Annotated in this window: 25 protein-coding genes; 23 read left to right on the top strand and 2 right to left on the bottom strand. The window is 69.2% G+C overall.

What is annotated here, in order from left to right:
* The first annotated feature begins 36 nt into the window (after positions 1-36).
* The 5 genes from AC3A6B_RS02405 (at position 37) to AC3A6B_RS02385 (ending at position 6,908) form a co-directional block, all read left to right on the top strand.
* Positions 37-1,446 carry a cytochrome ubiquinol oxidase subunit I gene (locus AC3A6B_RS02405; RefSeq protein ID WP_487835138.1) on the top strand — a complete coding sequence of 470 codons (1,410 nt, stop codon included), beginning with the start codon at positions 37-39 and terminating at the stop codon, positions 1,444-1,446.
* Complete coding sequence (locus AC3A6B_RS02400; RefSeq protein ID WP_487835137.1) at positions 1,443-2,438, top strand: cytochrome d ubiquinol oxidase subunit II; 996 nt, start codon at positions 1,443-1,445, stop codon at positions 2,436-2,438. Before AC3A6B_RS02405 ends, AC3A6B_RS02400 begins: the two co-directional genes overlap by 4 nt.
* A gap of 91 nt (positions 2,439-2,529) precedes the next feature.
* Positions 2,530-4,353: a sensor histidine kinase gene (locus AC3A6B_RS02395; RefSeq protein WP_487835136.1), complete on the top strand. Its 1,824-nt coding sequence runs from the start codon at positions 2,530-2,532 to the stop codon at positions 4,351-4,353.
* A gap of 7 nt (positions 4,354-4,360) precedes the next feature.
* A complete protein-coding gene (locus AC3A6B_RS02390; RefSeq protein ID WP_487835135.1) occupies positions 4,361-5,725 on the top strand; it encodes a sigma-54-dependent transcriptional regulator in 1,365 nt (454 codons plus the stop codon).
* A 127-nt stretch (positions 5,726-5,852) separates the two neighbouring features.
* Positions 5,853-6,908 (top strand): lysophospholipase, encoded by a 1,056-nt coding sequence (locus AC3A6B_RS02385; protein WP_487835134.1) that lies wholly within the window; start codon positions 5,853-5,855, stop codon positions 6,906-6,908.
* A gap of 1 nt (position 6,909) precedes the next feature.
* Here AC3A6B_RS02385 and AC3A6B_RS02380 read toward each other — a convergent pair whose 3' ends face one another.
* On the bottom strand, positions 6,910-7,842 hold the full coding sequence (locus AC3A6B_RS02380; RefSeq protein WP_487835133.1) for a LysR family transcriptional regulator: 933 nt from the start codon (positions 7,840-7,842) through the stop codon (positions 6,910-6,912).
* 105 nt (positions 7,843-7,947) lie between these two features.
* Here AC3A6B_RS02380 and AC3A6B_RS02375 point away from each other — a divergent pair, with 105 nt between their 5' ends.
* From AC3A6B_RS02375 to fae, 13 genes are all read left to right on the top strand, one after another.
* Positions 7,948-8,919 carry a tripartite tricarboxylate transporter substrate binding protein gene (locus tag AC3A6B_RS02375; RefSeq protein WP_487835132.1) on the top strand — a complete coding sequence of 324 codons (972 nt, stop codon included), beginning with the start codon at positions 7,948-7,950 and terminating at the stop codon, positions 8,917-8,919.
* Positions 8,920-8,950: 31 nt separating this feature from the next.
* Positions 8,951-9,475: a GlcG/HbpS family heme-binding protein gene (locus AC3A6B_RS02370; RefSeq protein ID WP_487835131.1), complete on the top strand. Its 525-nt coding sequence runs from the start codon at positions 8,951-8,953 to the stop codon at positions 9,473-9,475.
* 84 nt (positions 9,476-9,559) lie between these two features.
* Positions 9,560-10,375 carry a 2-keto-4-pentenoate hydratase gene (mhpD, locus tag AC3A6B_RS02365; protein ID WP_487835130.1) on the top strand — a complete coding sequence of 272 codons (816 nt, stop codon included), beginning with the start codon at positions 9,560-9,562 and terminating at the stop codon, positions 10,373-10,375.
* Complete coding sequence (locus tag AC3A6B_RS02360; protein ID WP_487835129.1) at positions 10,372-11,160, top strand: 2-keto-4-pentenoate hydratase; 789 nt, start codon at positions 10,372-10,374, stop codon at positions 11,158-11,160. The genes mhpD and AC3A6B_RS02360 overlap by 4 nt, the downstream gene beginning before the upstream one ends.
* A complete protein-coding gene (locus AC3A6B_RS02355; protein WP_487835128.1) occupies positions 11,157-12,116 on the top strand; it encodes an acetaldehyde dehydrogenase (acetylating) in 960 nt (319 codons plus the stop codon). The genes AC3A6B_RS02360 and AC3A6B_RS02355 overlap by 4 nt, the downstream gene beginning before the upstream one ends.
* Positions 12,113-13,147, top strand: coding sequence for a 4-hydroxy-2-oxovalerate aldolase (gene dmpG, locus AC3A6B_RS02350; protein ID WP_487835127.1), 1,035 nt, complete (start codon positions 12,113-12,115; stop codon positions 13,145-13,147). The genes AC3A6B_RS02355 and dmpG overlap by 4 nt, the downstream gene beginning before the upstream one ends.
* Positions 13,148-13,283: 136 nt before the next feature.
* Positions 13,284-14,339: a beta-ribofuranosylaminobenzene 5'-phosphate synthase family protein gene (locus tag AC3A6B_RS02345; RefSeq protein ID WP_487835126.1), complete on the top strand. Its 1,056-nt coding sequence runs from the start codon at positions 13,284-13,286 to the stop codon at positions 14,337-14,339.
* Positions 14,340-14,380: 41 nt separating this feature from the next.
* Positions 14,381-15,298: an NAD(P)-dependent methylenetetrahydromethanopterin dehydrogenase gene (locus AC3A6B_RS02340; RefSeq protein ID WP_487835125.1), complete on the top strand. Its 918-nt coding sequence runs from the start codon at positions 14,381-14,383 to the stop codon at positions 15,296-15,298.
* Between the two features lie 14 nt (positions 15,299-15,312).
* A complete protein-coding gene (locus AC3A6B_RS02335) occupies positions 15,313-16,464 on the top strand; it encodes an ATP-grasp domain-containing protein (protein ID WP_487835124.1) in 1,152 nt (383 codons plus the stop codon).
* On the top strand, positions 16,461-17,468 hold the full coding sequence (mch, locus tag AC3A6B_RS02330) for a methenyltetrahydromethanopterin cyclohydrolase (protein ID WP_487835123.1): 1,008 nt from the start codon (positions 16,461-16,463) through the stop codon (positions 17,466-17,468). Before AC3A6B_RS02335 ends, mch begins: the two co-directional genes overlap by 4 nt.
* A gap of 1 nt (position 17,469) precedes the next feature.
* Positions 17,470-18,426: an ATP-grasp domain-containing protein gene (locus AC3A6B_RS02325; RefSeq protein WP_487835122.1), complete on the top strand. Its 957-nt coding sequence runs from the start codon at positions 17,470-17,472 to the stop codon at positions 18,424-18,426.
* Positions 18,423-19,364: a triphosphoribosyl-dephospho-CoA synthase gene (locus AC3A6B_RS02320; RefSeq protein ID WP_487835244.1), complete on the top strand. Its 942-nt coding sequence runs from the start codon at positions 18,423-18,425 to the stop codon at positions 19,362-19,364. The genes AC3A6B_RS02325 and AC3A6B_RS02320 overlap by 4 nt, the downstream gene beginning before the upstream one ends.
* 74 nt (positions 19,365-19,438) lie before the next feature.
* Positions 19,439-19,951 carry a formaldehyde-activating enzyme gene (fae, locus tag AC3A6B_RS02315; RefSeq protein WP_126837730.1) on the top strand — a complete coding sequence of 171 codons (513 nt, stop codon included), beginning with the start codon at positions 19,439-19,441 and terminating at the stop codon, positions 19,949-19,951.
* Positions 19,952-20,040: 89 nt separating this feature from the next.
* On the opposite strand, the gene AC3A6B_RS02310 is transcribed toward fae, so the two are convergent.
* Positions 20,041-20,472: a dihydroneopterin aldolase gene (locus tag AC3A6B_RS02310; protein WP_487835243.1), complete on the bottom strand. Its 432-nt coding sequence runs from the start codon at positions 20,470-20,472 to the stop codon at positions 20,041-20,043.
* Positions 20,473-20,767: 295 nt separating this feature from the next.
* On the opposite strand from AC3A6B_RS02310, the gene AC3A6B_RS02305 reads away from it, so the two are divergent.
* From AC3A6B_RS02305 to AC3A6B_RS02285, 5 genes are read left to right on the top strand one after another with little or no spacing between them, the layout of a single operon-like run.
* Complete coding sequence (locus AC3A6B_RS02305) at positions 20,768-22,813, top strand: sigma-54-dependent Fis family transcriptional regulator (protein ID WP_487835121.1); 2,046 nt, start codon at positions 20,768-20,770, stop codon at positions 22,811-22,813.
* 19 nt (positions 22,814-22,832) lie between these two features.
* Positions 22,833-23,486 carry a flavoprotein gene (locus AC3A6B_RS02300; RefSeq protein WP_487835120.1) on the top strand — a complete coding sequence of 218 codons (654 nt, stop codon included), beginning with the start codon at positions 22,833-22,835 and terminating at the stop codon, positions 23,484-23,486.
* The gene (locus AC3A6B_RS02295; protein ID WP_487835119.1) at positions 23,465-24,901 is read left to right on the top strand and encodes a DUF6513 domain-containing protein; all 1,437 of its coding nucleotides are present in this window, start codon (positions 23,465-23,467) and stop codon (positions 24,899-24,901) included. The genes AC3A6B_RS02300 and AC3A6B_RS02295 overlap by 22 nt, the downstream gene beginning before the upstream one ends.
* 8 nt (positions 24,902-24,909) lie before the next feature.
* Positions 24,910-25,491: a DUF447 domain-containing protein gene (locus tag AC3A6B_RS02290; RefSeq protein WP_487835118.1), complete on the top strand. Its 582-nt coding sequence runs from the start codon at positions 24,910-24,912 to the stop codon at positions 25,489-25,491.
* Positions 25,488-26,189, top strand: a complete 702-nt coding sequence (locus tag AC3A6B_RS02285) for a (5-formylfuran-3-yl)methyl phosphate synthase (RefSeq protein WP_487835117.1) — start codon at positions 25,488-25,490, stop codon at positions 26,187-26,189. Before AC3A6B_RS02290 ends, AC3A6B_RS02285 begins: the two co-directional genes overlap by 4 nt.
* Positions 26,190-26,201: the final 12 nt, after the last annotated feature.

Raw genomic sequence — 26,201 nt, 5'->3', positions numbered from 1 at the left:
CGGCGGCCGCACCGCCGCCGGCCCGAAAGGAACCCGATGGACGCCCTGATCCTCGCCCGCATGCAGTTCGCGGCCAACATCACCTTCCACATCCTGTTCCCCACGATCAGCATCGCACTGGGCTGGCTGCTGCTGTTCCTGCGCTGGCGCTGGCTGCGCACGCGCGGCGGCGGCGATGCGCGGCTGGCGCAGGGCTGGCTCGATGCCTACCGCTTCTGGACCAAGGTGTTCGCGCTGACCTTCGCGCTCGGCGTGGTCAGCGGCATCACGATGAGCTTCCAGTTCGGCACCAACTGGCCGGGCTTCATGGAGCGCGTCGGCAATGTGGCGGGGCCGCTGCTGGGCTACGAGGTGCTCACCGCCTTCTTCCTCGAGGCGGGCTTTCTGGGCGTGATGCTGTTCGGCCATGGCAAGGTCAGCGAGCGGGTGCACCTGCTGTCGACCTTCATGGTGGCTTTCGGCACCACGCTGTCGGCCTTCTGGATTCTTGCGCTCAACTCGTGGATGCAGACGCCCGCGGGCCACGAGATCGTGAACGGCGAATTCCATGTCGCGAGCTGGCCGGCGGTGGTGTTCAACCCGTCGTTCCCGTACCGCTTCGTGCACATGCTGCTGGCCTCGGCGCTGACCTGCGCGTTCCTGCTGATCGGCCTGTCTGCCTGGCAGGTGCTGCGCGGCGCGGGGCAGCGCAGCGCGGCGCGCGTGATGCGGGTGGGGCTCACGCTGGCGGCGGTGCTGATTCCGGTGCAGATCGTCGTGGGCGACATACACGGCCTCAACACGCTCAAGCACCAGCCCGCCAAGATCGCTGCCATGGAGGGCGTGTGGGAGACCGGGCGCGGCGTGCCGCTGCTGCTGTTCGCGATTCCCGACGCCGAGGCGCGCAGGAACCGCTTCGAGATCGCGGTGCCGAAGGGCGCGAGCCTGATCCTCACGCACGAGGCCGACGGCGAGATCCGCGGCCTGAACGACTTTCCCGGCGCGCATCCGCCGCCGCTGCCGATGTTCTTCGCCTTCCGCATCATGGTCGGCATGGGCGTGCTGATGCTCGCGACCAGCTGGCTCGGCTGGTGGCTGTACCGACGCGCACGCTGGCAGCCGGCGCTGCTGCCGCGCGCGCTGCTGTGGCTGTTCGCGGGCATGACCTTCTCGGGCTGGGTCGCGACGGTGGCGGGCTGGTACGTCACCGAGATCGGCCGCCAGCCCTACATCGTCTACGGGCTGGTGCGCACGGCCGACGTGGTGGCGAAGGTGCCGCCCGCGATGATCGGGGTCACGCTCGCACTCTACATCGCGTTGTACCTCGCGCTCATCGTGGCGTACGTCGCGGTGCTCAAGTACATGGCCGAGAAGCCCGACGAGGTGCTGGCGACCGAGGCCGCCGAGCGGGCCGCGACGCCGCCGGGCGCCATCACTGCGCCGATGGCCGAAGGAGTTCGAGCATGAGCTTCGATGCCGCGTTGCCGGTGATCTTCATGGTGCTGATGGGCGCGTCGATGCTGGTCTACGTGGTCAGCGACGGCTACGACCTCGGCGTGGGCATGCTCATGCACCGCGCCACCGACGCCGAGAAGGACGTGATGGTCGCCTCCATCGGCCCGTTCTGGGATGCCAACGAGACCTGGCTGGTGCTGGGCGTGGGCATCCTGCTGGTCGCCTTCCCGAAGGCGCACGGCCTGGTGCTGGGCGAGCTCTACCTGCCGGTGGCGCTGATGCTCGTCGGCCTCACCTTGCGCGGCGTGGCCTTCGACTTCCGGGTGAAGGCGCGCGACAGCCACAAGCGCACTTGGGACCGCCTCTTCTTCGCGGGCTCCACCCTGGCCTCGGTGGCGCAGGGCTGGATGCTCGGGCGCTACATCAGCGGCTTCGGCACCGGCTGGAACTACCCGGTGTTCGCCGCCGCCATCGCGGTGGCGCTGCCGATGGCCTACGTGCTGATGGGCGCGGCCTGGCTCATCATGAAGACCGAGGGTGCGCTGCAGGAGCGCGCCGTGCAATGGGCACGCACCGCCTGGGCGCCGATGGTCGGCGGCATGCTGCTGATTTCGATGGCCACGCCCTGGATCAGCCCCGAGGTGCGCGAGCGCTGGTTCGCGCTGCCCGAGATCCTGGCGCTGGCCGCCATTCCGCTCATGACCGGCGCGGCGCTGCTCGCGGTGCGCGGCCTGCTGAACACGCGCATGGTGCGCGGGCCGGTGTGCTGGCTGCCCTTCGTGCTGCTCGTCATGGTGTTCGCGCTCGGCTTCCTGGGGCTGGCCTACAGCATCTATCCCTACGTGGTGATCGGCCAGCTCACGATCTGGCAGGCGGCGAGCAGCGCACCGGCGCTCAAGGTGATCCTGCTGGGCGTGTGCATCTCGGTGCCGGCCATCGTGGGCTACACCGTGTTCTCCTATCGGGTCTTCCGCGGCAAGACCGGCGAACTGCGCTATGCCTGAGCAGACATTGGGCCTGGTTGAAACCATCCGTGACGCCCGCCACCGGGCAGCCACTGATGCGGCCCGCCCGGCCTTGTGCAATAACGGGCTCATGATTTCACGGGAGCCGGCCCGGCGCTTCGATTCGCCTTCAGACACTCAAAGACGCTGGCGCGGCCTGCCGCGCTGGTGTGGCGCGCTGGCACTGGTGGCCCTGGCCGCCGTCGCGGGCCATCACCTCGCCATGCAGAACGGCCTGGCGCGGCTGCGCGAGGCGGCCGACCACCGGCTCGACATGCTCGCGACCGGGCTCGATGCCGACCTGGCCCGTTTCGAGTATCTGCCCGCGCTGCTGGAGATGACGCCCATCGTTCCGGCGCTGCTCGGCACGCCGTCGGATTCGAGGCTGCGCGACGCGGTCAACCGCTACCTCGACGGCGTCAATGCGACCGCGGGCGCGGAGATGCTCTATGTGCTCGACGCGGGCGGCACTTCGCTGGCGGCCTCCGACTGGGACCGGCCCGGCACCACCGTCGGCCAGGACCTGTCGTTCCGGCCCTACGTGATCGATGCGCTGGGGCAGGGCAGGGGCCGCTTCTACGGCGTCGGCATCACCAGCCGCAAGCCGGGCTACTACCTCTCGTACGCCTTGCGCCACGACCAGCCCGCGCGCGGCGTGGTGGCCGTCAAGGTCAATCTCGAGGAGTCCGAGCGCGCCTGGCGCATGCTGCCGGGCAACGTGGCCCTGATCGACCAGCGCGGCGTGGTGATCCTCGCCACCCGCGAGGACCTGAAGTTCCGGCCGCTGTGGCCGCTCGACGCGTCGCAGCGCGCCGAGGTGCAGCGCTCGCGCCCCTACGGCGAGGCCGGCCTGCAGCCGCTGCAGTGGACGCAGAAGGAGGCGCTGGCGCGCAACGTGCAGATCATCGCGCTCGACGGCGTCGATCAACTCGCTTCGACGCGCGCGCTGCGCGGGGCGCCGTGGCAGCTGGTGGTGCTCGACGATCTGGCGCCGGTGCGCGTGGGTGCGCGCAACGCCGCCATCACGGCGAGCCTGGCCATGGCGGTGCTGCTGCTGATCGCCGTCACGCTGTGGCAGCGCCGCCGCGCCGTGCGGCAGAAGCTGGCCAACCAGGCCGCGCTGCAGGCGGCGCACGACTCCCTCGAATCGACCGTGGTCGCGCGCACCGCGCAGTTGCGCGCGGCCCAGGGCGAGCTGGTGCATGCCGGCAAGATGGCGGCGCTGGGACAGATGTCGGCCGGCGTGGTGCACGAGCTGAACCAGCCGCTCACGGCGATGCGCACCCTCTCGGAAAGCGCCGCCATCCTGCTCGACAAGAGTCGCTTCGACGACGTGCGCGGCAACCTGCAGCGCATTCGCGGCATGGTCGATCGCCTGGCGCGCCTGACCTCGCAGCTCAAGACCTTCGCGCACAAGAGCGAGCTGCCGCTCGCGCCGGTGCCGATGGCGCAGGCCGCCGCCGACGCGCAGCTCATCGTCGCCGAAGCCTCGAAGAAGAACGGCATCGCCATCGAGGTCGATGTGCAGCCCGCGAGCCTGAGCGTCATGGCCGAGGAGGCCGCACTGGGCAGCGTGCTCGTCAACCTGATGCGCAACGCCATCGACGCCATGCAGGCATCGCCGCGGCGCACGCTGCGCCTGCACGCACGGCCGCAGGAGGGCCGCGTGATCCTGCGCGTGAGCGACACCGGGCCGGGCATTCCGCCCGACATCCTGCCGCGCCTGTTCGAGCCCTTCGTCACCAGCAAGCCGGCGGGCACCGGGCTGGGCCTGGGCCTCGTGATCTCGGCACAATTGGTGCGGGCCATGGACGGCACGCTGCGTGCCGCCAATCTGCCGGACGGCGGCGCCTGCTTCGTCGTCGACCTGCCGGCCGCGATCCGCACCATCCTTACCCCCACTGCACAGGAGTGATCAACAAGTGAGCGAAGCCCCTGCCATCCGGGTGCTGCTGGTCGAGGACGACGAAGACGTCCGGCTCAGCACGACCCAGGTGCTGACCCTGGCCGGGTTCGAGGTCGAATCCTTCGCGAGCGCCGAACGCGCGCGCGCGCAGATCAGCTTCGGCGTGCCTGCCATCGTGGTCTGCGACGTGCGCCTGCCGGGCCTGAGCGGCACCGAGTGGCTGCTAGAACTCCGCAATGCCGACGCCGAGCTGCCCGTCATCCTGGTCACCGGCCACGGCCATATCGCGATGGCGGTGGAAGCCATGCGCGAGGGCGCCTACGACTTCATCGAGAAGCCTTTCGGCTCCGAGCGGCTGGTGGCGATCGTGCGCCACGCCATCGAGCGCCGGCAGCTCACGCTGCAGGTGCGCGCGCTGCGCGATGCGCTGGAGAACTGGCACGGCATCCAGGCGGTGCTGATCGGCCGCTCGGCGCAGATGCAGCAGGTGCGCCGCACCGTGATGACCCTGGCCGAAACCTCGGCCGACGTGCTGATCTATGGCGAGACCGGTACCGGCAAGGAGCTCGTCGCGCGCTGTCTGCACGAGCACAGCGAACGCCGCCGCCAGCATTTCGTGCCGCTCAACTGCGGCGGCCTGCCCGAGGCGCTGGCCGAGAGCGAGTTGTTCGGCCACGAGGCCGGCGCCTTCACCAGCGCCAACCGCGTGCGCGTGGGCAAGTTCGAATACGCCAACGGCGGCACGCTTTTTCTCGACGAGATCGAGAGCATGCCGATGGCGGTGCAGATCAAGCTGCTGCGTGCGTTGCAGGAGCGTTCGATCGAGCGCATCGGCTCCAACAAGGCCATTCCCTTCGACTGCCGCGTGGTGGCCGCGAGCAAGGACGACCTCAAGGACATGAGCGACCGGCAGAAGTTCAGGGCCGACCTGTACTACCGGCTCGGCGTCGCCTTCATCGAGCTGCCGCCGCTGCGAGAACGGCGCGAGGACATCCCTCTGCTGTTCGAGCATTTCACGCTGCTGGCAGCCGCGCGCTATCAGCGCGTCGCGCCGATCCTGAGCGGTGCGCAGGTCGCCGACCTGATGGCCTACGCCTGGCCCGGCAACGTGCGCGAGCTGCGCAACGTGGCCGACCGCTTCGTCCTCGGGCTGCTGGGCGAGCGCCTGACGCAGGTGCGCGGCAGCGCCGAAGGCATGCCGGCCTTGCCGCGCGGGCTGCCGCAGCAGGTCGAGTCCTTCGAGCGGGCGGTGATCGTCGAGGCGCTGCGCAAGCACCAGGGCGACCAGCCGGCCACCGCCAGCGCACTGGCGATCGCGCGGCAGACGCTGCACGACAAGCTGCGCAAGCTCGGCATCACGGCGGAAGAATTCAAGTCCTAGTCCCTGGCGCGGAGGCCCCGGCTCGTCGATGAGCGGGCCCAATGAGTTCATTTGCTTTCCTCGTTGGACGCGTGGCATTCGAAGAGCTCCAATTCGTGGACTACCACGAACACAACGGAGACTCTTCATGCTTCACATGTCCGTAAAGATCGCCGCCGCGGCCTGCGCGCTCGTGGTTGGATGCGGGGCCATCGGGGCCGCCGCCGCGGCCTCGATCGGCGGGCCCCTGAACCTGGCAGACGAGGGAATGTTCTTCGTCAACGGGAAGCCCGTGACTTCCAGGCATCCGGGGATTTCGCCTGCGGGTCCGGTTCGCCCGGGGACGGTGGCCGTCAACCAGATGTACGTGCACTACCGCATCCCCGCAAGCAGAAGCAGCGCCGTCCCCATCGTGCTGGTGCACGGCGGCGGGCTGACCGGCATGAGCTACGAGACCACGCCCGACGGGCGGGAGGGATGGGCCACCTACCTCGTGCGCAAGGGGCATGCCGTCTACGTCGTCGACACGCCCGGGCGTGGACGCTCCGGCTTCAACGCGACAGCCATCAACGAAGCCAAGGCCGCAGAGAGCGTCTCCGGGCTGCCGGCCAGCGTGTTGATGGTGACTGCCGAACTTGCCTGGCCGCTCTTTCGCTTCGGGCCTTCGCACGGGACCGCGTACCCCGACACCCAGTTTCCGGTCGAGGCATTCACCGGATTCGCTTCGCAGGGCGTGCCCTTCGCCGAGGCCATGCTCGAGGGAGGCGGCATGGCCACGGCCCCGCAGGCGCTCGCGGCGCTGCTTGACGATATCGGGCCCGCGATCGTCGTCGTGCACTCGCTGGCGGGGCCCTTCGCCGATGCCTTGGTCGGCCTGCGTCCGGCCCTGGTCAAGGCGGTCGTCAACATCGAGGGTGCGCAGTCGGTCGTTCCCACCGAGGCGCAGATCGCGGCTTACAGGGGTGTCCCCCTGCTGGAACTGTTCGGCGACCATCTCGACGCGCCCGTGTTCACCGGCCAGCCCCGCTACGAGGCGCGCAAGGCCGTGGTCGAGCGGATCAACCGCATCGAGGCAGGCAGGGCGAGCCTGGTGCGGCTTCCCGACGTGGGCATCAAAGGCAACTCGCACATGATGATGCAGGACAAGAACAACCTGGAGGTGGCCGACTTCATCCTGGGCTGGATCGCGGACAAGGTGCGCTGAGTCAGACCGCCTTGCTTCGAACCCGCTTGGCCGATGTCGCTTGCTGCGCCGCCCGCGGCGCGACGATGAAGTCGACGAAGCCTTGCGCCGCGTGGGAGAGCGAAACGCCCGCGCGACGCACGAGCGAGACCTCGCGGTCGATCGAGGGGTTCTCGATGCGGCGCCAGCCGATCCGCGCCGGATCCGTCAGCTTCACCGCATAGCCAGGAAGGATCGCGACGCCGAGCCCGGCGTCCACCATCCCGATGAGCGAGCCCGCATAGTTGGCCTCCCTTGCGGGCTTCAGCATCAGGCCGGCAGCTGCGAAGCCGGCTTCGGTGAGGTCGCGAAACACGCTGCCGCGGCTCAATGCGAGCACCGGCTCCTGCGCGATGTCCGTCCAGGTCAGTTGCTGCAGGCGGCTGAACGCATGCCCCGCCGGGAATGCGGCCGCCATGGCTTCCGAGAACAGCAGCGTGCGCTGGATGTCGGCTTCATCCGATGCGAAGGTGCCGATGCCGACGTCGGCCGCACCGCCGCGCACCAGCGGCAACACCTGATTGGGCAGCGTGTCCTGCAGCACGACCTCGATGCCGGGGTACTTCGCGCCGAAGGCAGCGAGGATCGGCGGGAGATAGGTGCCGGACAGGATCAGCGGCGCCGCCACCACCACGCGGCCACGTTCTCTGGCAACCAGCTTGTCCACATCCGCGATCGCCGATTCGAGCTCGGCGAGGACTCGCTCCGCGCGCGGGAAGAACTCGCTGCCCGCCGCCGTCAGGGCCACCGCTCGGGTGGTGCGGTCGAACAGCCGGCTGTCGATGGCGCCTTCGAGTTCGCGCACCAGCAGGCTCAAGGCCGATTGCGTGAGGTGCATGGCCTGCGCGGCCCGGGTGAAGCTGCCGAGCCGCGCGACCAGCACGAAAGCGCGGAGCTGGCGAAGGGTCACATTCATGAGCGGAGCCAATCATTCGATTGGAAAGTCTCGATTGAATCACAGCCATGCGCGTCTTCTAATCACTCTCATGCAAGCCGATGCCCTCCAAAGAAAGACAGAGACATGAAACGCCGTGAACTCCTCGCTTCCGTGCCGGCGCTCGCCTCCGCCTTGCCGTCATGGAGCGCAGCGCAGCCCGTCTATCCGAGCGCGCCGGTCAAGGTGCTGGTGGGTTTCCCGCCCGGCACAGCAACGGACGTGGCGGTGCGCGCCGTCGTGGAGCAGATGTCCAGGCGCCTGGGCCAGCCCTTCATCGTGGACAACAAGCCCGGCGCCGGCAGCAACATCGCCGCCAAGGCGGTGGCCACGGCGCAGCCCGACGGCTACACCGTCTTCGCGATCACGATCGCCAACATCGTCAACGCCGCGTTCCCAGGCGCCAATGCGGTCGATCCGCTGAAAGACTTCAAGCCGATCACGCTGATCGGGAACGTTCCCAATGTGCTGGTGGTTCATCCCTCGCTGAAGGTCGCGACCGTGGCCGAGCTCATCGCGCTCGCGAAGGCCAAGCCGGGCTCTCTGGCCTATGCATCATCCGGCGTCGGCACCTCGCCCCACCTGTCTGGCGAACTGTTCGCACTGATGGCCGGCGTCAAGATGGTCCACGTTCCGTACCGGGGAAGCACGCCCGCGGTGACCGACTTGCTCGGCGGGCAGGTGCAGCTCATGTTCTCGCCGGCATCGACCGTGCTGCCGCACGTGCGCGCGAACAAGCTGGTGGCGCTGGCCGTCACCAGCCCTCGCAGGACGGCGAGCGCTCCGGATCTGCACACGCTCGACGAGCTGGGCTTGAAGGGATTCGACACCTCGGTGTGGATGGGGCTGGTGGCCCCGGACCAGACGCCATCCAGCGTCATCGGCAAGCTGCGCACGACGGCCCACGCGGCGCTCGATTCGAGCGAGATCCAGGCGATCTACAAGGCGCAGGCCATCGACGTTCTCAAGACCAGCGACGAAGCGCTGTCCCGCTTCCTGCAGAGCGAGGGCGCGCGGTGGTCGAAGTTCATTCAGCAGACGGGCATCAAGCCCGAGTGAGAGAAGCATCTTCTTCAGAAGGAAAATCGAAATGTCCAAACTGCGCGCTACCGAGTGCCGCGAATTCATCGCTGCGGTCACCGAGAAGGCTACCGAGATGGGGGTGCCCGTCTCCATCGCCATCGTCGGACCCGAAGGCCACCTGATCGCGCTCGAGCGCATGGATGACGCGGGCTTCATCACTCCGGACACGGCGCGCGCCAAGGCGTTCACCGTGGCCGCTTTCCGCTCGATGAGCCCGCGTTTCAGCGACGGCCTGGTCATTCAGCAATGGTTCAAGGAGCGCAACCCGCAGATGCTGGTCAACGCATCGGTCTTCACCAATGGCCAGGTGGTCGCCTCCGGCGGCTGTGCGCCCGTGTTCAAGGGCAACGAGATGGTCGGCGCCTACGGCATCAGCGGTGCGACGGGCGACCAGGACGAGGAGATCGGCCAGCACGCCCGCGCGAAGGTGGGTTGGGCGCATATGCCGGCCGACGACACCACGCCCGAAAGCGTGAAGAAGCACGTGAACGAGATCTACAGCAAGGTCGGCCTGAAGGACCGCGCCCTCTGAGCACCGTGCCCGGCGCCTGAGCCTGCCCGGCATCCCCATTCGAGAATTTCAATCTGCCCGCCGCGCGCGGGCAATGGAGAACCCATGCCTTCTCAACCCGCCGTGCTGGCTGAAGCAGCCGACGCCCTATGGAACGCCGCCAGGACCGGCGACTGCATTCAGCCGTTGCGAGTGAGCTATCCCGAGCTGGATGCGGCCGATGCATACGCCATCCAGCGGATGAACACCGAGCGCAGGCTTGCCGAAGGCCGTCGCGTGGTCGGATGCAAGATCGGGCTGACGGCACGCGCCGTCCAGGCGCAGCTCGGCGTCGATCAGCCCGATTTCGGCGTGCTCTTTGACGACATGAGCTTCGGCGACGCAGAGCCGATTCCCATGCAGAAGCTCCAGCAGCCGAAGGTCGAGGCAGAGATCGCGTTCGTGCTGGGCCGGGACCTCGACATGGGCAAGCCCGGGCACGCGGACGTGATCAAGGCAGTGGACCACGTCCTTCCGGCGATCGAAATCGTGGGCAGCCGCATCGCGGGCTGGGACATCCGCTTCGTCGACACGGTCGCGGACAACGCATCGTCCGGCGCTTTCGTCCTGGGCGCAACGCCGCGGCTTCTCAGGGAACTGGACCTCCGGTTGTGCGGCATGGTCATGAACCGCCGCGGCGAGCCGGTGTCGGCCGGCGCGGGTGCGGCCTGCCTGGGCAACCCGATCAATGCGGTGGTCTGGCTGGCCCGCACCATGGCCGCGCTCGGCCAGCCGCTGCGCGCCGGCGACCTGGTGCTGTCGGGCGCCCTCGGCCCGATGGTGCCGGTCGCACCCGGCGACGTGTTCGAAACCCGCATCAACGGCCTCGGAGGCGTCAAGGCCGTCTTCGAAGCCGCTGCTGCCACGAAGGAATCCAGATGAGCCAGACACTCGAATTCGCGCAACTGCTGGACGATGCGGCCCGTCAGGCCAAGTCCCTGCCGCAGATCGACCCGAAGGGGGAGCTCTCGCTGGTCGATGCCTATGCGATCCAGTCCGCATCCATCCAGTGGCGCGTTGCGCGCGGCGAGCGCCGGGTCGGCGTGAAGATGGGCTTCACCAGTCGCGCCAAGATGGTTCAGATGGGCATCGACGATGTCATGTGGGGGCGCTTGTCGAGCGGCATGCAGGTGGAGGAGGGCACGGCCGTGAAGTTCGCGCGCTTCGTACATCCGCGCGTCGAGCCGGAACTGGCCTTCGTGCTGAAGAAGCCGCTGCCCGGCGACGTCACACTGGTCGAGGCGCTCGCCGCGGTCGAAGCCGTGGCGCCGGCGCTCGAGATCATCGACTCGCGCTACCAGGACTTCAAGTTCAGCCTGCCCGACGTGATCGCGGACAACGCCTCGTCGAGCGGCTTCGTGATCGGCGCCTGGAGCGACCCGCACCAGGATTTCGGCAATCTGGGCCTCGCGATGAGCATCGACGGGCGCGTGGTGCAGGTCGGTTCCAGCGCCGCCATCCTGGGCCATCCGCTGCGCTCCCTGGTCGCAGCGGCCCGCCTCTCGGCGGCCGCCGGCGAGCCGCTGCAGGCCGGCTGGGTGGTGATGGCGGGCGGCGCCACGCCGGCCGAGTGGATCAAGCCGGGCCAGTACATCTCGATCGAGATGGAGCGCCTCGGAAGCGCCGGCTTCCACGTCGCCGCTCACGAACTGAAAGAAGCAACATGACGAACAAACTCAAGGTCGCGATCATCGGGCCGGGCAACATCGGCACCGACCTGATGATCAAGGTCATGCGCAACAGCAAGCACCTGGAGATGGGTGCCATGGTCGGGGTCGACTCGAAGTCCGATGGCCTGGCCCGGGCCGAGCGCTTCGGCATCGCCACCACGGCGGAAGGCATCGACGGGCTGGTGCAGCTCGGCGTGTTCCGCGACATCGACATCGTGTTCGATGCCACGTCGGCCGGTGCCCACGCGCGCCACAACGAGGTGCTGCAGGCCCATGGCGTGCAGGTCATCGACCTGACCCCGGCTGCCATCGGTCCCTACGTGATCCCGGCGCTCAACCTTGAAGCCGAGGATGCCGGCAACATGAACATGGTGACCTGCGGCGGGCAGGCGACCATCCCCATGGTGGCCGCCGTATCGCGCGTCGCCAAGGTGCACTATGCCGAGATCGTGGCATCGATCTCGAGCAGGAGCGCCGGCCCCGGCACGCGCGCCAACATCGACGAGTTCACCGAGACCACCCGCGCCGCGATCGAGAAGCTCGGCGGGGCGCAGCGCGGCAAGGCGATCATCGTGCTGAACCCGGCGGAGCCCCCGCTGATCATGCGCGACACGGTGTTCGTGCTGTCCGAGGCGGCCGACCAGGCGGCGGTGGAAGCCAGCGTCGCGCAGATGGTGGCGAGCGTGCAGGCCTACGTGCCCGGCTACCGCCTGAAGCAGCGCGTGCAGTTCGACTTGATCCCGGCCGACCGGCCGCTCAATGTGCCCAAGCTCGGCCTGCGGCACGGGCTCAAGACCTCGGTGTACCTCGAGGTCGAAGGCGCCGCGCACTACCTGCCGGCCTATGCCGGAAACCTCGACATCATGACCTCGGCCGCGCTCGCGTGCGCAGACCTGATGGCGCAACGGCGCATCGCCAGCGGCATCGGCCGCGGGCTGAAGGAAGTCGCATGAAGCCGGGCAAAAAGCTCTACATCAGCGACGTGACCCTGCGTGACGGCAGCCATGCGGTTCGCCACCAGTACGGCATCGCGCACGTCAAGGCGATCTCCGCGGCACTGGATGCCGCCGGCGTCGACAGCATCGAGGTCGCGCACGGCGACGGGCTGGAAGGCTCCAGCTTCAACTACGGCTTCGGTGCCCATGCCGATGTCGAATGGATCGCGGCAGTCGCCGAAACGGTCAAGACCGCCAAGGTCGCGACCTTGCTGTTGCCCGGCATCGGCACAACGCACGACCTGCGCAACGCCTGCGATGCAGGCGCGCGCATCGTGCGCGTCGCAACGCACTGCACCGAGGCCGACGTGGCTCGCCAGCATCTGGAATACGCGCGCGCGCTCGGCATGGATGCGGTGGGCTTCCTGATGATGAGCCACATGACCACGCCGAGAAAGCTGGCCGAGCAGGCGCTCTTGATGGAAAGCTATGGCGCCAGCTGCGTCTACGTCGTCGATTCCGGCGGTGCGCTCGGCATGGACGACGTGCGGGGCCGGTTCCGGGCGTTCAAGGAGGTGCTGAGAGCCGACACGCAGACCGGCATCCACGCGCACCACAACCTGGGCCTAGGCGTGGCGAACTCGATCGTGGCCGTGGAAGAGGGCTGCGACCGCATCGATGCCAGCCTGGCCGGCATGGGCGCCGGTGCCGGCAACGCGCCGCTCGAGGTGTTCATCGCGGCGGCCGAGCGCCAGGGCTGGCATCATGGCACCGATCTCTACAGGCTGATGGACGCGGCCGACGACCTGGTGCGCCCGCTGCAGGACCGGCCGGTGCGCGTCGATCGCGAGACGCTGGCGCTGGGCTATGCGGGCGTCTATTCGAGCTTCCTGCGCCATGCCGAAGCGGCCGCGAAGAAGTACGACCTGAAGACCGTGGACATCCTCATCGAGCTGGGCGCACGCAAGATGGTGGGCGGCCAGGAGGACATGATCGTCGACGTGGCACTCGATCTGCTTCGCCGGTCGGAGCACGGCCGCAGCGTGTGACACATTGTTCCAGTCCTGGGACATCAGCGGCGCGCATCACGAGCCGGGGCGCGGCTTGGCCCTGTGGGCGAACGGGCGGAACGGCCCTTGCTTTGACAGGCAGGTCCAAGCTTTCTTTCGCCGCACGACACCGCCCATGGCCCTGCTCGAAACCGCCCTTGCTCCCAGGCCCGACCTGAGCGTGCGCACGGTGTGCGTGGATGCGCCCGGGCGGCTGCATCTGGGCTTTCTCGATCCTGCCGGTTCGCTGGGGCGCGCCTTCGGCAGCCTCGGGCTGGTGATCGATGGCTTCGCGACCGAGGTCGAGCTGACAGCGGCGTCCTCCGACCGCCTGACGGGGGATACGCCGGCTGCGCAAGCAGAACTCGATCGCGCCGGCGCCTTCCTGCAACTGCTGCGCGAGCGCAGCGGCCGCCATGCGCCGCTGTCCCTGCGGCTGCGGCAGGCGCTGCCGCCGCACGCGGGCTTCGGCTCCGGCACGCAGCTCGCGTGCGCCGTCGGCCGGGCCTTCGCCACCTGGCACGGCCTCGATCTGAAGACCGCCACGCTGGCGCAGTGGCTCGGCCGCGGCCTGCGCTCGGGCATCGGGATCGCGGGCTTCGACACCGGAGGCCTGCTCGTCGATGGCGGCCCCGGCACGGACGGCCTGCCCGCACCGCTGCTCTCGCGCGTGGCCTTTCCCGCGGCGTGGCGCATCGTCATGGCCCAGGACCCATCGCATCGGGGCCTGTCGGGCAGCGCCGAGAAGAAGGCCATCGCCGCCTTGCCGCCCTTGCCGCAGGCCAGCGCGGCCGACATCTGCCACCAGGTCCTGATGCGCATTCTGCCGGGGGCGGCGAGCGCGGAATTCGCACCGTTCGCGGCCGGCATCCAACGCATGCAGCAGCTGCTCGGCGAGCACTTCGCGCCGGCGCAGGGCGGTGCCTTCACGAGTCCCGCGGTCGGCCGGCTGATGCAGTGGATCGCCGAGGCGAGCCGCGACGCCGAGGGCGAGCCGTCGGCCGCGATCGGTCAAAGCTCGTGGGGTCCGACCGGCTTCGCGATCCTGCCTTCGCAAGCGCGCGCCGAAGCGCTGGTCGAAGCCGCGCGGGCCGCCGGGCAGGTCGATGCCCACCTGAAGCTGCGCATCGTGGCCGGCCGCAACCACGCGGCGATGGTGTGCGAAGTCAGCTCGGATCCGCGCATCGATTGATTGAACACGCCGCAGACAAACCCTCCACACCGAAAGCGTCCATGGAACGTCCCCGCATCCTCCACATGTTCACCCCCGGCCGCCAGATGAGCCCGTTCGACATCAACATGGCGGCGGATGCGGGCTACCAGATCATCGCGCCCTGCTGCGAGGTGGACCTCGACCGCATCACGGCGCTGACGCAGGACACCATCTTCTCGCGCGGGCCGAAGGGCGTCGCGCGCACCGGCATCTTCATCGGCGGACGCGACGCGCAGCTGGCCGCCGACATGCTCGAGCGCGCGCGGACCTCGATGGTCAAGCCCTTCATCGTCTCGCTGATGGCCGACCCGAGCGGCGCCTACACCACGGCCGCGGCCATGGTGGCCTGCGTCGAGGCCGCCTTGAAGCGCTACCGGCCCCAAGGCCTCGAAGGCCAGCGCGTCGTGATCCTGGGCGGCACGGGCCCGGTAGGCCGAGTGGCCGGCGTGATCGCCGCGCAGGCCGGCGCGGAGGTCTTTCTGTCCAGCCGCAACGGCATCGACGCGGCGGAGGAAGCCGCGCAGGAAACCGGGCGCCGCTTCGGCGTCGACCTGCACGGCCTGTCCGGCGGCGACCCGGCCGCGGTGCGCAGCTCGATCGCCGAGGCCGATGTGCTGCTGGCCTGCGCGGCGGCCGGCGTCCAGGTGGTGTCGAAGGAGGCGCTCGGCGCCGCCACCCGGCTCAAGGTCGCGGCCGACGTGAATGCGGTGCCGCCCGAAGGCATCGCCGGCGTCGGCGTGATGGACGACGCCAAGCCATTGGCCGGCACGCAGGCCGTCGGCATCGGCGCGCTGGCGGTGGGCAACGTCAAGTACCAGACGCAGCATCGCCTGCTGGTGCAGATGTGCGAGGCCGAGAAGGCGCAGGTGCTGAGCTTCCCCGAGGCCTTCGCGGTCGCCCGCGCCTTCCTGGCCGAGCAGGCCGGCAAGGCGGCGTGAGGCGCGCTCGCGCGATGCAGACGCTCGCGGTCGCCGCCGTCTCCGCGCGTGCCATGGCCGAGGCGGCAGCGCAGGACGGCTTCGACGTGGTCGCGCTCGACCTGTTCGGCGACCTCGACACGCGCCGCGCCGCCTCGCGCTGGCTGCCGATCGGCGCGCCTGGAAGCCTTCATATCGATGGCGTGCGGGTCCTGGCCGCATTGCGCGAGCTGGCACGCGAACGCGAAGGCGGGGCCCCGGTCGTGGGCTGGGTGGCGGGCAGCGGTTTCGAAGGCGAGCCCGACGTGCTCGAACAGGGCTCGGCCGTGCTGCCGCTGATCGGCACCGCTGCAGCCGCGGTGCGCCGGCTGCGCGATCCCATGGTGTTCTTCGGCTTCCTCGCGGCCGCGCGCCTGCCGCATCCGCAGGTGAGCTTCGACGCGCCCGAGGAGCCTGCAGGGTGGTTGATGAAGGATGCGCATGGCTGCGGCGGCTGGCATGTTCGCCGCGCGCCCTGGCCGAAGGACGAGCGTCCATCCGCGCACCGCTACTACCAGCGCGAGATGACGGGGCTGCCGATGTCGGCCACCTTCATCGCCAACGGGCGCGATGTCCATGTGCTCGGCTTCAATGAACTGAGCGTGCGCAGCTTCGGCGCCCGGCCTTTCGTCTTTTGCGGTGCGATCGGCCCTGTCCCCTTGGCGGCCGACATGGCGCGCCGCGTCACGGCCATCGCGCTGGCGCTCACTGTGGAGTTCGAGCTCCGCGGCTTGTGCAGCCTGGACTTCATGCACGACGGCGACGCCATCGGCGTGCTGGAAGTCAATCCGAGGCCACCGGCGAGCATGAGCCTCTACCGCCGGCCGGCCGGCTCTGCGGGCCTGATGCAGGCGCACTTGCGCGCCTGCCTGCAGGGGGAGCTGCCGCCGGCAACGCCCTCGCATGCGCAAGACATCGAAGGCATGGAGATCGTCTTCGCGCCGTGGCCCCTGCAGCTCGACGAAGCCGCAGCGCGGCAGCTCGCCGCATGGCCCGGGATCCGCGACCTGCCCGATGCCGGCCAGCGCTTCGACGCCGACGACCCGCTGTGCACGCTGACGGCGAGCGCAGGCAGCGTCCTGCAGGTTCGCACGCTGTTGAACGAAGGCCGCGAGCGGCTGCTGCAATCACTGGAGACCCTGGCATGAGCAACACCTCCTCGCCGGCGATCGCCGCGGGCCCTAGCGTCAACCTGCTGGCGCGTCCGCTGGTCGAGCGCCTGCTGGCCGATGCCGATGCGCTGGGCCTGCTGGTGCGCCGCGACGACACCGGGGTCCACATCGTCGATGCCGGCATCGAGGCGCGCGGCAGCGTGGCGGCCGGGCTGCGCATCGGCGAGATCTGCATGGGCGGATTGGGGCATGTGCACCTGCGCAGCGGCGGCGGCGCCGAAGGCTGGCCGACCTGGCTCGACGTGCGCAGCTCGCGGCCGGTACTGGCATGCCTGGGCAGCCAGTATGCGGGCTGGAGCCTGTCGGCGACCAAGGAGGAGACCGGCGGCAAGAAGTTCTTCTCACTCGGCTCCGGTCCGGCCCGCGCGCTGGCGGTCAAGGAGAAACTCTTCGCCGAGCTGGGCTACCGCGATCGCGCGGACTCCGGCGTGCTGGTGCTGGAAGTCGACCGCGCGCCGCCGAAGATCGTGATCGACAAGCTGCTGCGCGACTGCGAGCTGTCGGCGCAGGGGCTGACGCTGATCCTCACGCCCACCACCAGCCTCGCGGGCACCACGCAGGTTGTGGCACGCGTGCTCGAAGTGGCGCTGCACAAGGCGCACGAGCTGGGCTATGCGCTGGCGGACATCGTCGACGGCGCCGCCAGCGCGCCGCTGCCGTCGCCCAGCAGCGATGGCATCGAGGCCATGGGCCGCACCAACGACGCGATCCTCTACGGCGGCCGCGTGCATCTGACGGTACGCGGCGACGACGACGCGGCCCGCGCGCTCGCGCGTGCGCTGCCCTCCGGCAACTCGCGCGACTACGGGCGTTCGTTCGCGGAGATCTTCAAGGAGGCGGCCTACGACTTCTACAAGATCGACGGCGCGCTGTTCGCGCCGGCCGAGGTGTGGGTCAGCAATCTCGACAGCGGCCATACCTGGCACGGCGGAGCGTGCGACATGGCGCTGCTGCAGCGCCTGTGGCTGCAGGAGGCCTGACATGACCATTCGCGTGGTCATCATGAGCGACGAGATCGGCTGGCACACGCGCCAGCTGCAGGCCGCGCTGCGCGCGCGCGGCGCGGTAGGGCGCTGCGTCGATCTCGCGGCCTGCCAGATCGATACCACTGCGGCTTGGCATGGCCTGGTCATCCCCGGCTACGGGCGCGAGCTGCCCGACGCGGTCCTGGTCCGCGGCATCGCCGGCGGCAGCTTCGAGCAGGTCACCAAGCGCCTCGGCGTGCTGCATGCCTTGCGCGAGCTGGGCGTGCCGGTCTACAACGACGCCCGCGCGATCGAGCGCTCGGTGGACAAGTCGATGACCAGCCTGCTGCTGCATGCAGCGCGCATACCAGCCCCTGCCACCTGGGCGACGGAATCGGCGGCCCAGGCCCGGCGCATTGCGATGCGCGAGACGGCCGCGGGCCATGCGCTGGTGCTCAAGCCCTTGTTCGGCTCGCAGGGCAAGGACCTGCAGCTGGTGGGCGAGGTCGACGGCGTGCACCACCCGATGCCCGACATCGACGCGCGCTACGCGGGCCTTGCTTATCTGCAGCGTTTCGTGCCGCCGATGGCTGTGCCCGGCTTCGACTGGCGCGTGCTGGTGGTGGGCGGTCGCGCGCTGACCGCGATGCGGCGCGTGAGCACGCACTGGGTCCACAACGTGGCGCAGGGTGCGCGCTGCGAGCCGGCCGAACTGGAGCGGCCGCTCGCGCAGCTGGCCGAACGCGCTGCGCGCGCGCTCGACATGGACTACGCGGGCGTGGACCTCATCGCAGCGGCGAGCGGGCCGCGCATCCAGGTGCTGGAAGTCAATGGCGTCGCTGCCTGGCAGGGGCTGCAGCGCGTGACGGGTTTCAACATCGCCGGCGCCATCGTCGACGACCTGCTCGACCGAAAGATGGCGCAGACACACCGTCGCCTGCAGGAGGGCATGCCTCCGGAGCGCCGCGCCTGATGAGCACGCGGCAGGCGGCGATCGAACGCGCCCGGACCTGCTTTCTGCGGGCCTGCTGGCTCGACGTCGCGGTGCGCAAGCCGGGCAACGTCAGCCTCGTTTCTCCGGGGCACGGCATGCAGGCCTCGATGTTCATCGCCAGCGCGCAAGCCGCGGCGGGCGCGCTGTTCGAACCCGGCTTGGGCGTGGGTGCGCGCATCGAGGGCGCCGTGGCCGCGACCTGGGCCGTCGCCGGATGCAACACCAACCTCGGCATCCTGCTGCTGTGCGCGCCGATCGCGCTGGCCGTGGAGCGCGACCCCGGCGCCACGACCCGCGCGGCCTTGCATGCGGCCGTCGAGTCGGTGCTGGCCGCGCTCGACGTCGAAGATGCACGCGCGGCCTATCGCGCGATTGCGCGCGCACGCCCCGGTGGCCTGGGAAGCGCCCCGGCCGAGGATGTGCGCGACGTTCCGAGTGTCGACCTGCGTGCCGCGATGGCCCTGGCCGCAGACCGCGATCTGATCGCGCGGCAGTACCGCGACGGCTTTGCGGATCTGTTTGCGCTGGCCTTCCAGGCGCCGGTCTGCGGGATGGACTGCGGCGAAGCGCCGGGCGGCACCGAGGCGCCGCCCGATGGCGCCGCCGTGGCTTCCGTCCAACGGCTGTACCTGGCTTGGCTGGGCGGCTTTGCCGATTCACACATTGTTCGAAATCACGGCGAGGGCGTGGCACAGACTGTCATGGCGGCGGCGCAGGCCTGGCGCGCGCGCGAGCGCGCGGGCGTCGCGCTCGATGCCGATCCCGGCTTCGCCGGCTGGGACCTGTCGCTGAAGGCCGCACGCATCAACCCGGGGACCAGCGCCGATCTGACAGTGGCGGCGCTGATGCTTGTGGGCTGGATCGGCTCGCGCGCGACGCCTGCGCGGGATGCGGCGAATGGATGGCACGGATCGTGATACCCATGACATTGCGCTGGTCATCCTGGCCGGTGTCGTAACGACCGTATCACCTCTAGAGGAGACCCGAAACCATGGCAAAAATCGATCGACTGATGGTGGGCGAATCGCTCGTCGGCGAGGGCAATGAAGTCGCCCACATCGACCTGATCATCGGCCCGCGCGGCAGCGCCGCAGAAACGGCATTCGCGAACGCGTTGACCAACAACAAGGATGGCTTCACCTCGCTGCTCGCCGTGGTGGCGCCCAACCTGCTGACCAAGCCGCCAACGGTGATGTTCAACAAGGTGACCATCAAGGGCGCCAAGCAGGCGGTGCAGATGTTCGGGCCGGCGCAGCGCGCGGTGGCGCTGGCGGTGGCCGACAGCGTCGAGGACGGCACCATCCCCATGGCCGAGGCGGACAACCTGTTCCTGTGCGTGGGCGTGTTCATCCATTGGCTCGCCGACGACGACAAGAAGATCCAGGACTACAACTACCAGGCGACGCGCGAGGCGATCCAGCGCGCCGTTTCGGGCTCGCCCACGGCCGCCGAAGTGGTGGACAAGAAGGGCACGACCGCGCATCCGTTCGCAGCGCACTTGTAGGCCGCAAGCACTAAGGAGAAGAAGAGAAGAAGCCGGCGCGTGAACCGGGCCGGCTTCTCTTCATTGGCCTCGAACGAGGCGCGGCGCGCTCAGCGCTTGGCGGGCACCATGCCGCTGGCGAGGAACTTCAGCACCGTCGCGCCGTGGGCCGATCTCGATGTGCGGTACGCCGGCGCGTGGCGCTCGATCTGAATGCCGACCGATTGCACGTCGTCGAACTTGCGCGGCTTCACGACCTTGACGCGAACCCAGCTGGCGCGGAACTCGTCGATGAGGATGTCGGCGATGGCCTCGGCGAAAGCCTCGAGCAGCTGCAGCCGGTGCTCGGCCAGGAGCCTGTGCAGCCGCTCGCGCACGACGCTGTAGTCGATCGTGTCGCCGATGCGGTCGGTGTCGCACGCATGCGCGCGGGGCACGCCTGCATGCACGTCGATCACGAGCGGCTGCGGGCGATGCAGTTCGGACTCGTGGATGCCGATCACCGTTTCGCCGTGCAGGCCCTCGATGAAGATCAGGTCCATCGGAGCATGCACATCGGCGATGCCGGAGACCTGGGAGACATCGGAAGGGTGGTCGATGGAGGGACGCAGGCTGGTGTTCAAGTGATGTCTCCAGATGAATTCGAATGTGTTTGAAAGTGTGTCCGCCGGCGAGTCGAACTCCCCATGCGGGATTCATCAACGCAAAATGCAGGCCAGTGAACAGAGCTGCTCCGGCACTGTCAGGGCTCGGTGTTTCACCGGGTGCGCGGCAATGCCGGCAGGCACAACAATGGGTCGACCAAGGAGACACGATGGAACGAGCCGGAGAACCCCGATGACACTGATGCCGCGGCAAGGTGATCGACACGCCGACCGTGTGCTCGATGTCGTGAGACGAGGTTTTCACGAGGAGGGCAACGACCTGGTCACGCGCTCGTGGAGCCGCTGCCTGAATCAGTACCAGCTCGACCCGGGGCGCGCACGCGAGCCGGTCGTGATCGAGTCGGCGGCCTTGCAAAGCCGGCGCAAGCAGCATGCCGACGTGATCGAATGCGCGCGCTACGAGATGACCACGCTCTATCAGCAGCTCGCGGATCCCGAGTCTGCGGTGGTGCTGACCGACACCGACGGCGTGATTGTGCACATGGTGTCCTCGCCCGAGTTCGCCGCCGAGGTCGAGCCGATGGGCCTGCATGCCGGCGGCATGTGGGGCGAAGCCGAAGCCGGCACCAACGGCATGGGCACCTGCCTCGCGGCCGCGCATCCGATCTCCGTGCGGCGCGAAGAGCATTTCTTCAGCCAGTTCACGCAGCTCACCTGCTCGGCGGTGCCGGTGCTCGATCCGACCGGCGAGATCATCGGGGTGCTCGATGTCACCAGCCGCTCCAGCCTAATGCAGCAGCATGTGCTGGTGCTGCTGGGCATGACGGCGCGCATGATCGAGAACCGGCTCATCGACAAGCGCTTCTCGAATGCGCACCCGCTGCATTTCCACAGCCGGCCCGAATTCGTCTACACGCTGCACGAGGGCAAGCTCGCCGTCGGAGAGGACGGACGCATCCTGGCGGCCAACCGCAGCGCCTTGTTCCAGCTCGGCCTGCAATCGATGGACGAGATCCGCACCCAGCGCATCGACGACCTGTTCCAGACCTCGCTCGAAGACATCCTGCAGCGCAGCCTGTCCTCTTCCTTCCACCCGGTCGTGGCCTACCGCGCCAAGGCGGCGCTGCGCTTTTTCGCGGTGGCGCGCCGTCCGGCGTCGGACGCTGGCACGCCCGCGCGTGCGCGCGTTGCGGGCATGGGCATCGTGGCACTGGACGAGGCGCAGGGCGAAGGCTTGCGCGTGCCGGGCCGGGTGCCTGCCGCGCGTGGCGCGCCGATCATCCGCACCTTCAAGGACGCGCGGCTCATCGCCCACCTCGACACCGCGCGGCGCGTGGTTGCACGCCGCACTCCGGTGCTGCTGTGCGGCGAGACCGGTTCGGGCAAGGAGGTCTTCGCGCGCGCGATCCACGAGACCAGCCCGCATGCCGATGGCGCGTTCGTCGCCGTCAACTGCGCGAGCCTGCCCGAGACGCTGATCGAATCCGAACTCTTCGGCTACAAGGCCGGCGCCTTCACCGGCGCGCAGCGCAGCGGACGGCGCGGCAAGATCCTGCAGGCCGATGGCGGCACGCTGTTCCTCGACGAAATCGCCGACATGCCGCTGGAGTTGCAGGCCCGCCTGCTGCGGGTGCTCGACGAGCGGCAGGTCACGCCGCTCGGCACCGAAGAAACCCATCCGGTGGACTTCCAGCTCGTGAGCGCGAGCCATCGCCATCTGCCGAGCCTGGTGCGCGAAGGCCGATTCCGGGAGGACCTCTACTACCGGCTGGCCGGCATCGAGCTGGACCTGCCGCCCTTGCGCGATCGCAGCGACAAGCGCGAGCTGATCCAGGCCGTGCTGGCGGACGAAGGCGGCATCGGCTGCAGGCTGAGCGAAGAGGCCGAGCGCCTGCTGATGGCCCATCCCTGGCCCGGCAACCTGCGGCAGCTGCGCCACGTGCTGCGCACCGCGGCCGCGCTGGCCGACGGCAGGACCATCACGAGAGAGCACCTGCCTTCGCTCGCGGCGCGGCAGGCGCCGTCGTCCCTGCACGCCCATGCTGCGCTGCCCGCTGCCGCGGAGGCGACGGGTGGCGAGGCGAACGCGGCGCCCGCCGACGCGGCGCCCGCGGCCAAACTCAACCCGATCCAGGCCAACGAGCGGCAGGTACTGTTGCAGATGCTGGAGCAGCATCGTTGGAACGTGAGCAACGTCGCCAAGGCGCTCGATGTCAGCCGCAACACCTTGTACCGAAAACTCCACAAGCTCCACATCGAGATCTCCCCACCGGACTGAGTCCGCGCATCCATCGGCCATGGCCAATGAGGGGCAATCCGATGCGGGCGCCTTCGACCCGCGCGGCGCCGGCCTGGCTCTCGAAGCCGGCGAGCCGCAGCTGCCTGCGGCGCCGCCGCGCTCGCGCCTGGCCTGGTGCATCACGGGCTCGGGCCACTTCCTCGAGGAGTCGCTCGCGCTCGCGGCGCGGTTGCCGGCGGTGGACCTGTTCCTCTCGGCCGCTGCCGAGGAAGTGCTGCCGATCTACAAGCTGCACATCGAGGCGCTGAAGCCGCGCTTTCGCGTGTTCCGCGACAAGACGGCCAGCGGCGTTCCGGTGGGCATGCTCTACGACGACATCTATCACACGGTCGTGGTCGCGCCGGCGACCAGCAACACGGTGGCCAAGTGCGCCTTCGGCATCAGCGACACGCTGCCGACCAACATGTTCGCCCAGGCCGGCAAGCTCGGCATTCCTGGCATCGTGTTTGCATGCGATACCGAACCGGTGGTGGTGACCAAGTCGCCGCACGACTGGGTGACGCTGCGCCCGCGGGGCATCGAACTGGACAACGTGGAGCGGCTGCGCGGCATCGACTTCTGCCGGGTGGTCTCTTCGCCGGCCGAACTCGAAGCCGTGCTCGATGCACGACTGAAGGAACTCTCTCTCGCATGGAACACATCGTCTTCCTGACCGGGCGCCTCGCCCAAGCCAGCCTCACGCGGGTGCTGGCCGGCATCGAGGCGGCCCCGTTCACATGGGAAGTGCGGGAGATCGGGCTGCAGGTGGCTGCGCTCATGACGACGGACCTGATCCGCCGCCGCGTGGCGGCGCCCGTGTCGAGCGAAGGCGAAGGCGAGAAGCGGCGTGCCGATCGCATCATCGTGCCGGGCCGCTGCCGCGGCGATGTCGAGGCCTTGAGTCTTCACTACGGCGTTCCGGTGGAGCGCGGTCCGCAGGAGCTGAAGGACTTGCCGCGGCACTTCAACCGGGCCGCGCAGCACATCGACCTCGACGAGTACCAGGTTGCGATCTTCGCCGAGATCGTCGATGCGCCGCGGCTGTCGGTGGCGCAGATCATCGAGCGGGCGCAGCGGCTGGCCGCCGACGGCGCCAATGTCATCGACCTCGGCTGCCTGCCCGAGACGCGCTTCGATCACCTGGCCGAGAGCGTGCAGGCGCTGAAGGCCGCCGGCTTCCAGGTCAGCGTCGATTCGAGCGATTCGCAGGAACTGCTGCGCGGCGGCAGGGCCGGCGCCGACTACCTGCTGAGCCTCACGCTGGACAACTTGTGGATCGCCGACGAGGTCGCCGCGACGCCGGTGCTGATCCCGCGCGTTCCGGCCGACGAGGAGTCGCTGTACGAAGCGGTGGTGCAGATGCAGCGCCGCGGGCGCGCCTTCCTGGCGGATTCGATTCTCGATCCGATACCGTTTGGGCTGACCGCCTCGATCGTGCGCTACCACCGGCTGCGCGCGCGTTTCCCGGACGCACCGATCATGCTCGGCGTCGGCAACCTGACCGAGCTCACCGAGGCCGACACGAGCGGCATCAACGCCGTGCTGTTCGGCATCGCCGCCGAACTGAATGTCGCCGCCGTCCTGACGACGCAGGTCAGCCAGCATGCGCGCCGCGCGGTGTGCGAGGCCGACTGGGCGCGCCGCATCATGCATGCGGCGGCTCAGCACGGCACCTTGCCCAAGGCCATGAGCGACGCGCTGATGACGGTGCACGCCAAGCACCCGTTTCCCGACACGCCGGAAGAAATCGGCGAGATCGCCGCGCAGGTGCGTGACCCGAACTTCCGCGTGCAGATCTCGCCCCTCGGCCTGCACGTGTACAACCGCGACGGCATGCGCCTGGGGCAGGGCGCCTTCGAGCTCTGGCCGCAGCTCAAGCTGCAAGACGATGCGGACCATGCCTTCTACATGGGCGTCGAGCTGGCGCGCGCGGAGATCGCCTGGCAGCTGGGCAAGCGCTACGTGCAGGACCAGCCGCTGGACTGGGGCTGCGCCGCGCCGCGCGCCACCGAAGACCTGGCGCGCTGGTGCGCGCCGGGAACCACCATGAAGGCGCCGAGAAACAATGCGGCCGAGCCCGGGCCATGAGCACTCCCATGAACGACCAGATCTTCGAAGCCGTGGTGACTACCGTGGCGCCCGGCGGGCAGGCCCATGTGGCGCCGATGGGCATCCGCTACCAGGAAGGCGGCATCGTGCTGATGCCGTTCAAGCCCTCCACCACGCACGACAACATCGTGGCCACCGGCCGTGCGGTGCTCAACATCGTGTGCGACACCCGCGTGTTCGCCGGCTGCGTGACCGGCCGCAAGCTCTGGCCCACGCATGCGGCCGAACGCATCGAAGGCGTGCGGCTGGCCTGTGCGCTTCGCCACGTCGAACTGGAGCTGGCCGAGCGGCGCGACGACGCGCAGCGGCCGGTGCTGCGCATGAGGGCCGTGCACGAGGCCACGCATGCACCCTTCGCCGGCTTCAACCGCGCCCAGGCCGCGGTGATCGAAGGGGCCGTGCTGGTCAGCCGCCTGCACATGCTGGCACCCAAGAAAGTGGAAACCGAAATGAGCTACCTGCAGATCGCGATCGACAAGACCGCGGGCCCCGAGGAGCGCGAAGCGTGGCAGTGGCTGCGCGCCGCGGTCGTGCAGCACAGGGCCCGCGCGCAGGAGCGTGCGTCATGACGCGCATGCTCGTGAGTGTCCGCAGCGTGCCGGAGGCCCTGCTCGCGGGGCGCGGCGGCGCCGACTTCATCGACCTGAAGGAGCCCGGCGAGGGCGCGCTGGGCGGCTTGCCGGTGGCGACGATCGCCGCCGTCGTGAGCGCCTTGCGCGCGCACGGCATCGCACGGCCCGTGAGCGCGACCATCGGCGACCTGCCGATGCACGCGCTGCCTCGCATCCTGGCGCAGGTCGAGGCCGTCGGTGCCTGCGGCGTCGACTATGTCAAGGTCGGCATCGAGCGAGGGCCCAGGGCCTTCGCGGTGCTCGACGCGCTGGCGGACTGCGGCTGGCCGGTGGTGCCGGTGTTCGTTGCCGACCGCGGCCTGGATGCAGCGCTGGTCGCGCATGCCTGCGGCCTCGCGTTTCCGGCGCTCATGGCCGACACCGCCGACAAGCAGGCCGGCAGCCTGTTCGATGCGGTGCCGATGGCGCAGCTGCGCGATTTTCTGGCGCAGGTGCGCGCCTCGGGCCGCCTGGTCGGGTTGGCGGGTGCGCTGCGCACGATGCATATCCCTTTGCTGCAGACGCTGGCGCCCGATTTCGCGGGCTTTCGCAGCGCCGTTTGCGTCGGCGACCGGAGCTCGGCGCTGTGCCCGCAGCGGTTGGCGGCACTGGCCGCGCTGCTGCATGGCCAGACCGTCGAGCCCGCGCCTGCCTGATCTTCTGCTGCG

This window comes from Variovorax sp. Soil_C_33 (assembly GCF_057656935.1).
This window is presented reverse-complemented; position numbering and strand designations above follow the sequence as displayed.

Excerpts from the sequence above, each read along its gene's own strand:
- dmpG (WP_487835127.1), top strand. The coding sequence starts at position 12,113 with ATGAAGCCGGGCAAAAAGCTCTACATCAGCGACGTGACCCTGCGTGAC.
- fae (WP_126837730.1), top strand. The coding sequence starts at position 19,439 with ATGGCAAAAATCGATCGACTGATGGTGGGCGAATCGCTCGTCGGCGAG.
- AC3A6B_RS02285 (WP_487835117.1), top strand. The coding sequence starts at position 25,488 with ATGACGCGCATGCTCGTGAGTGTCCGCAGCGTGCCGGAGGCCCTGCTC.
- AC3A6B_RS02345 (WP_487835126.1), top strand. The coding sequence starts at position 13,284 with ATGGCCCTGCTCGAAACCGCCCTTGCTCCCAGGCCCGACCTGAGCGTG.
- AC3A6B_RS02395 (WP_487835136.1), top strand. The coding sequence starts at position 2,530 with ATGATTTCACGGGAGCCGGCCCGGCGCTTCGATTCGCCTTCAGACACT.
- AC3A6B_RS02310 (WP_487835243.1), bottom strand. The coding sequence starts at position 20,472 with ATGGACCTGATCTTCATCGAGGGCCTGCACGGCGAAACGGTGATCGGC.
- mch (WP_487835123.1), top strand. The coding sequence starts at position 16,461 with ATGAGCAACACCTCCTCGCCGGCGATCGCCGCGGGCCCTAGCGTCAAC.
- AC3A6B_RS02360 (WP_487835129.1), top strand. The coding sequence starts at position 10,372 with ATGAGCCAGACACTCGAATTCGCGCAACTGCTGGACGATGCGGCCCGT.
- AC3A6B_RS02290 (WP_487835118.1), top strand. The coding sequence starts at position 24,910 with ATGAACGACCAGATCTTCGAAGCCGTGGTGACTACCGTGGCGCCCGGC.
- mhpD (WP_487835130.1), top strand. The coding sequence starts at position 9,560 with ATGCCTTCTCAACCCGCCGTGCTGGCTGAAGCAGCCGACGCCCTATGG.
- AC3A6B_RS02300 (WP_487835120.1), top strand. The coding sequence starts at position 22,833 with ATGGCCAATGAGGGGCAATCCGATGCGGGCGCCTTCGACCCGCGCGGC.
- AC3A6B_RS02405 (WP_487835138.1), top strand. The coding sequence starts at position 37 with ATGGACGCCCTGATCCTCGCCCGCATGCAGTTCGCGGCCAACATCACC.
- AC3A6B_RS02325 (WP_487835122.1), top strand. The coding sequence starts at position 17,470 with ATGACCATTCGCGTGGTCATCATGAGCGACGAGATCGGCTGGCACACG.
- AC3A6B_RS02340 (WP_487835125.1), top strand. The coding sequence starts at position 14,381 with ATGGAACGTCCCCGCATCCTCCACATGTTCACCCCCGGCCGCCAGATG.
- AC3A6B_RS02380 (WP_487835133.1), bottom strand. The coding sequence starts at position 7,842 with ATGAATGTGACCCTTCGCCAGCTCCGCGCTTTCGTGCTGGTCGCGCGG.
- AC3A6B_RS02385 (WP_487835134.1), top strand. The coding sequence starts at position 5,853 with ATGCTTCACATGTCCGTAAAGATCGCCGCCGCGGCCTGCGCGCTCGTG.
- AC3A6B_RS02355 (WP_487835128.1), top strand. The coding sequence starts at position 11,157 with ATGACGAACAAACTCAAGGTCGCGATCATCGGGCCGGGCAACATCGGC.
- AC3A6B_RS02400 (WP_487835137.1), top strand. The coding sequence starts at position 1,443 with ATGAGCTTCGATGCCGCGTTGCCGGTGATCTTCATGGTGCTGATGGGC.
- AC3A6B_RS02305 (WP_487835121.1), top strand. The coding sequence starts at position 20,768 with ATGACACTGATGCCGCGGCAAGGTGATCGACACGCCGACCGTGTGCTC.
- AC3A6B_RS02295 (WP_487835119.1), top strand. The coding sequence starts at position 23,465 with ATGGAACACATCGTCTTCCTGACCGGGCGCCTCGCCCAAGCCAGCCTC.
- AC3A6B_RS02370 (WP_487835131.1), top strand. The coding sequence starts at position 8,951 with ATGTCCAAACTGCGCGCTACCGAGTGCCGCGAATTCATCGCTGCGGTC.
- AC3A6B_RS02375 (WP_487835132.1), top strand. The coding sequence starts at position 7,948 with ATGAAACGCCGTGAACTCCTCGCTTCCGTGCCGGCGCTCGCCTCCGCC.
- AC3A6B_RS02335 (WP_487835124.1), top strand. The coding sequence starts at position 15,313 with ATGCAGACGCTCGCGGTCGCCGCCGTCTCCGCGCGTGCCATGGCCGAG.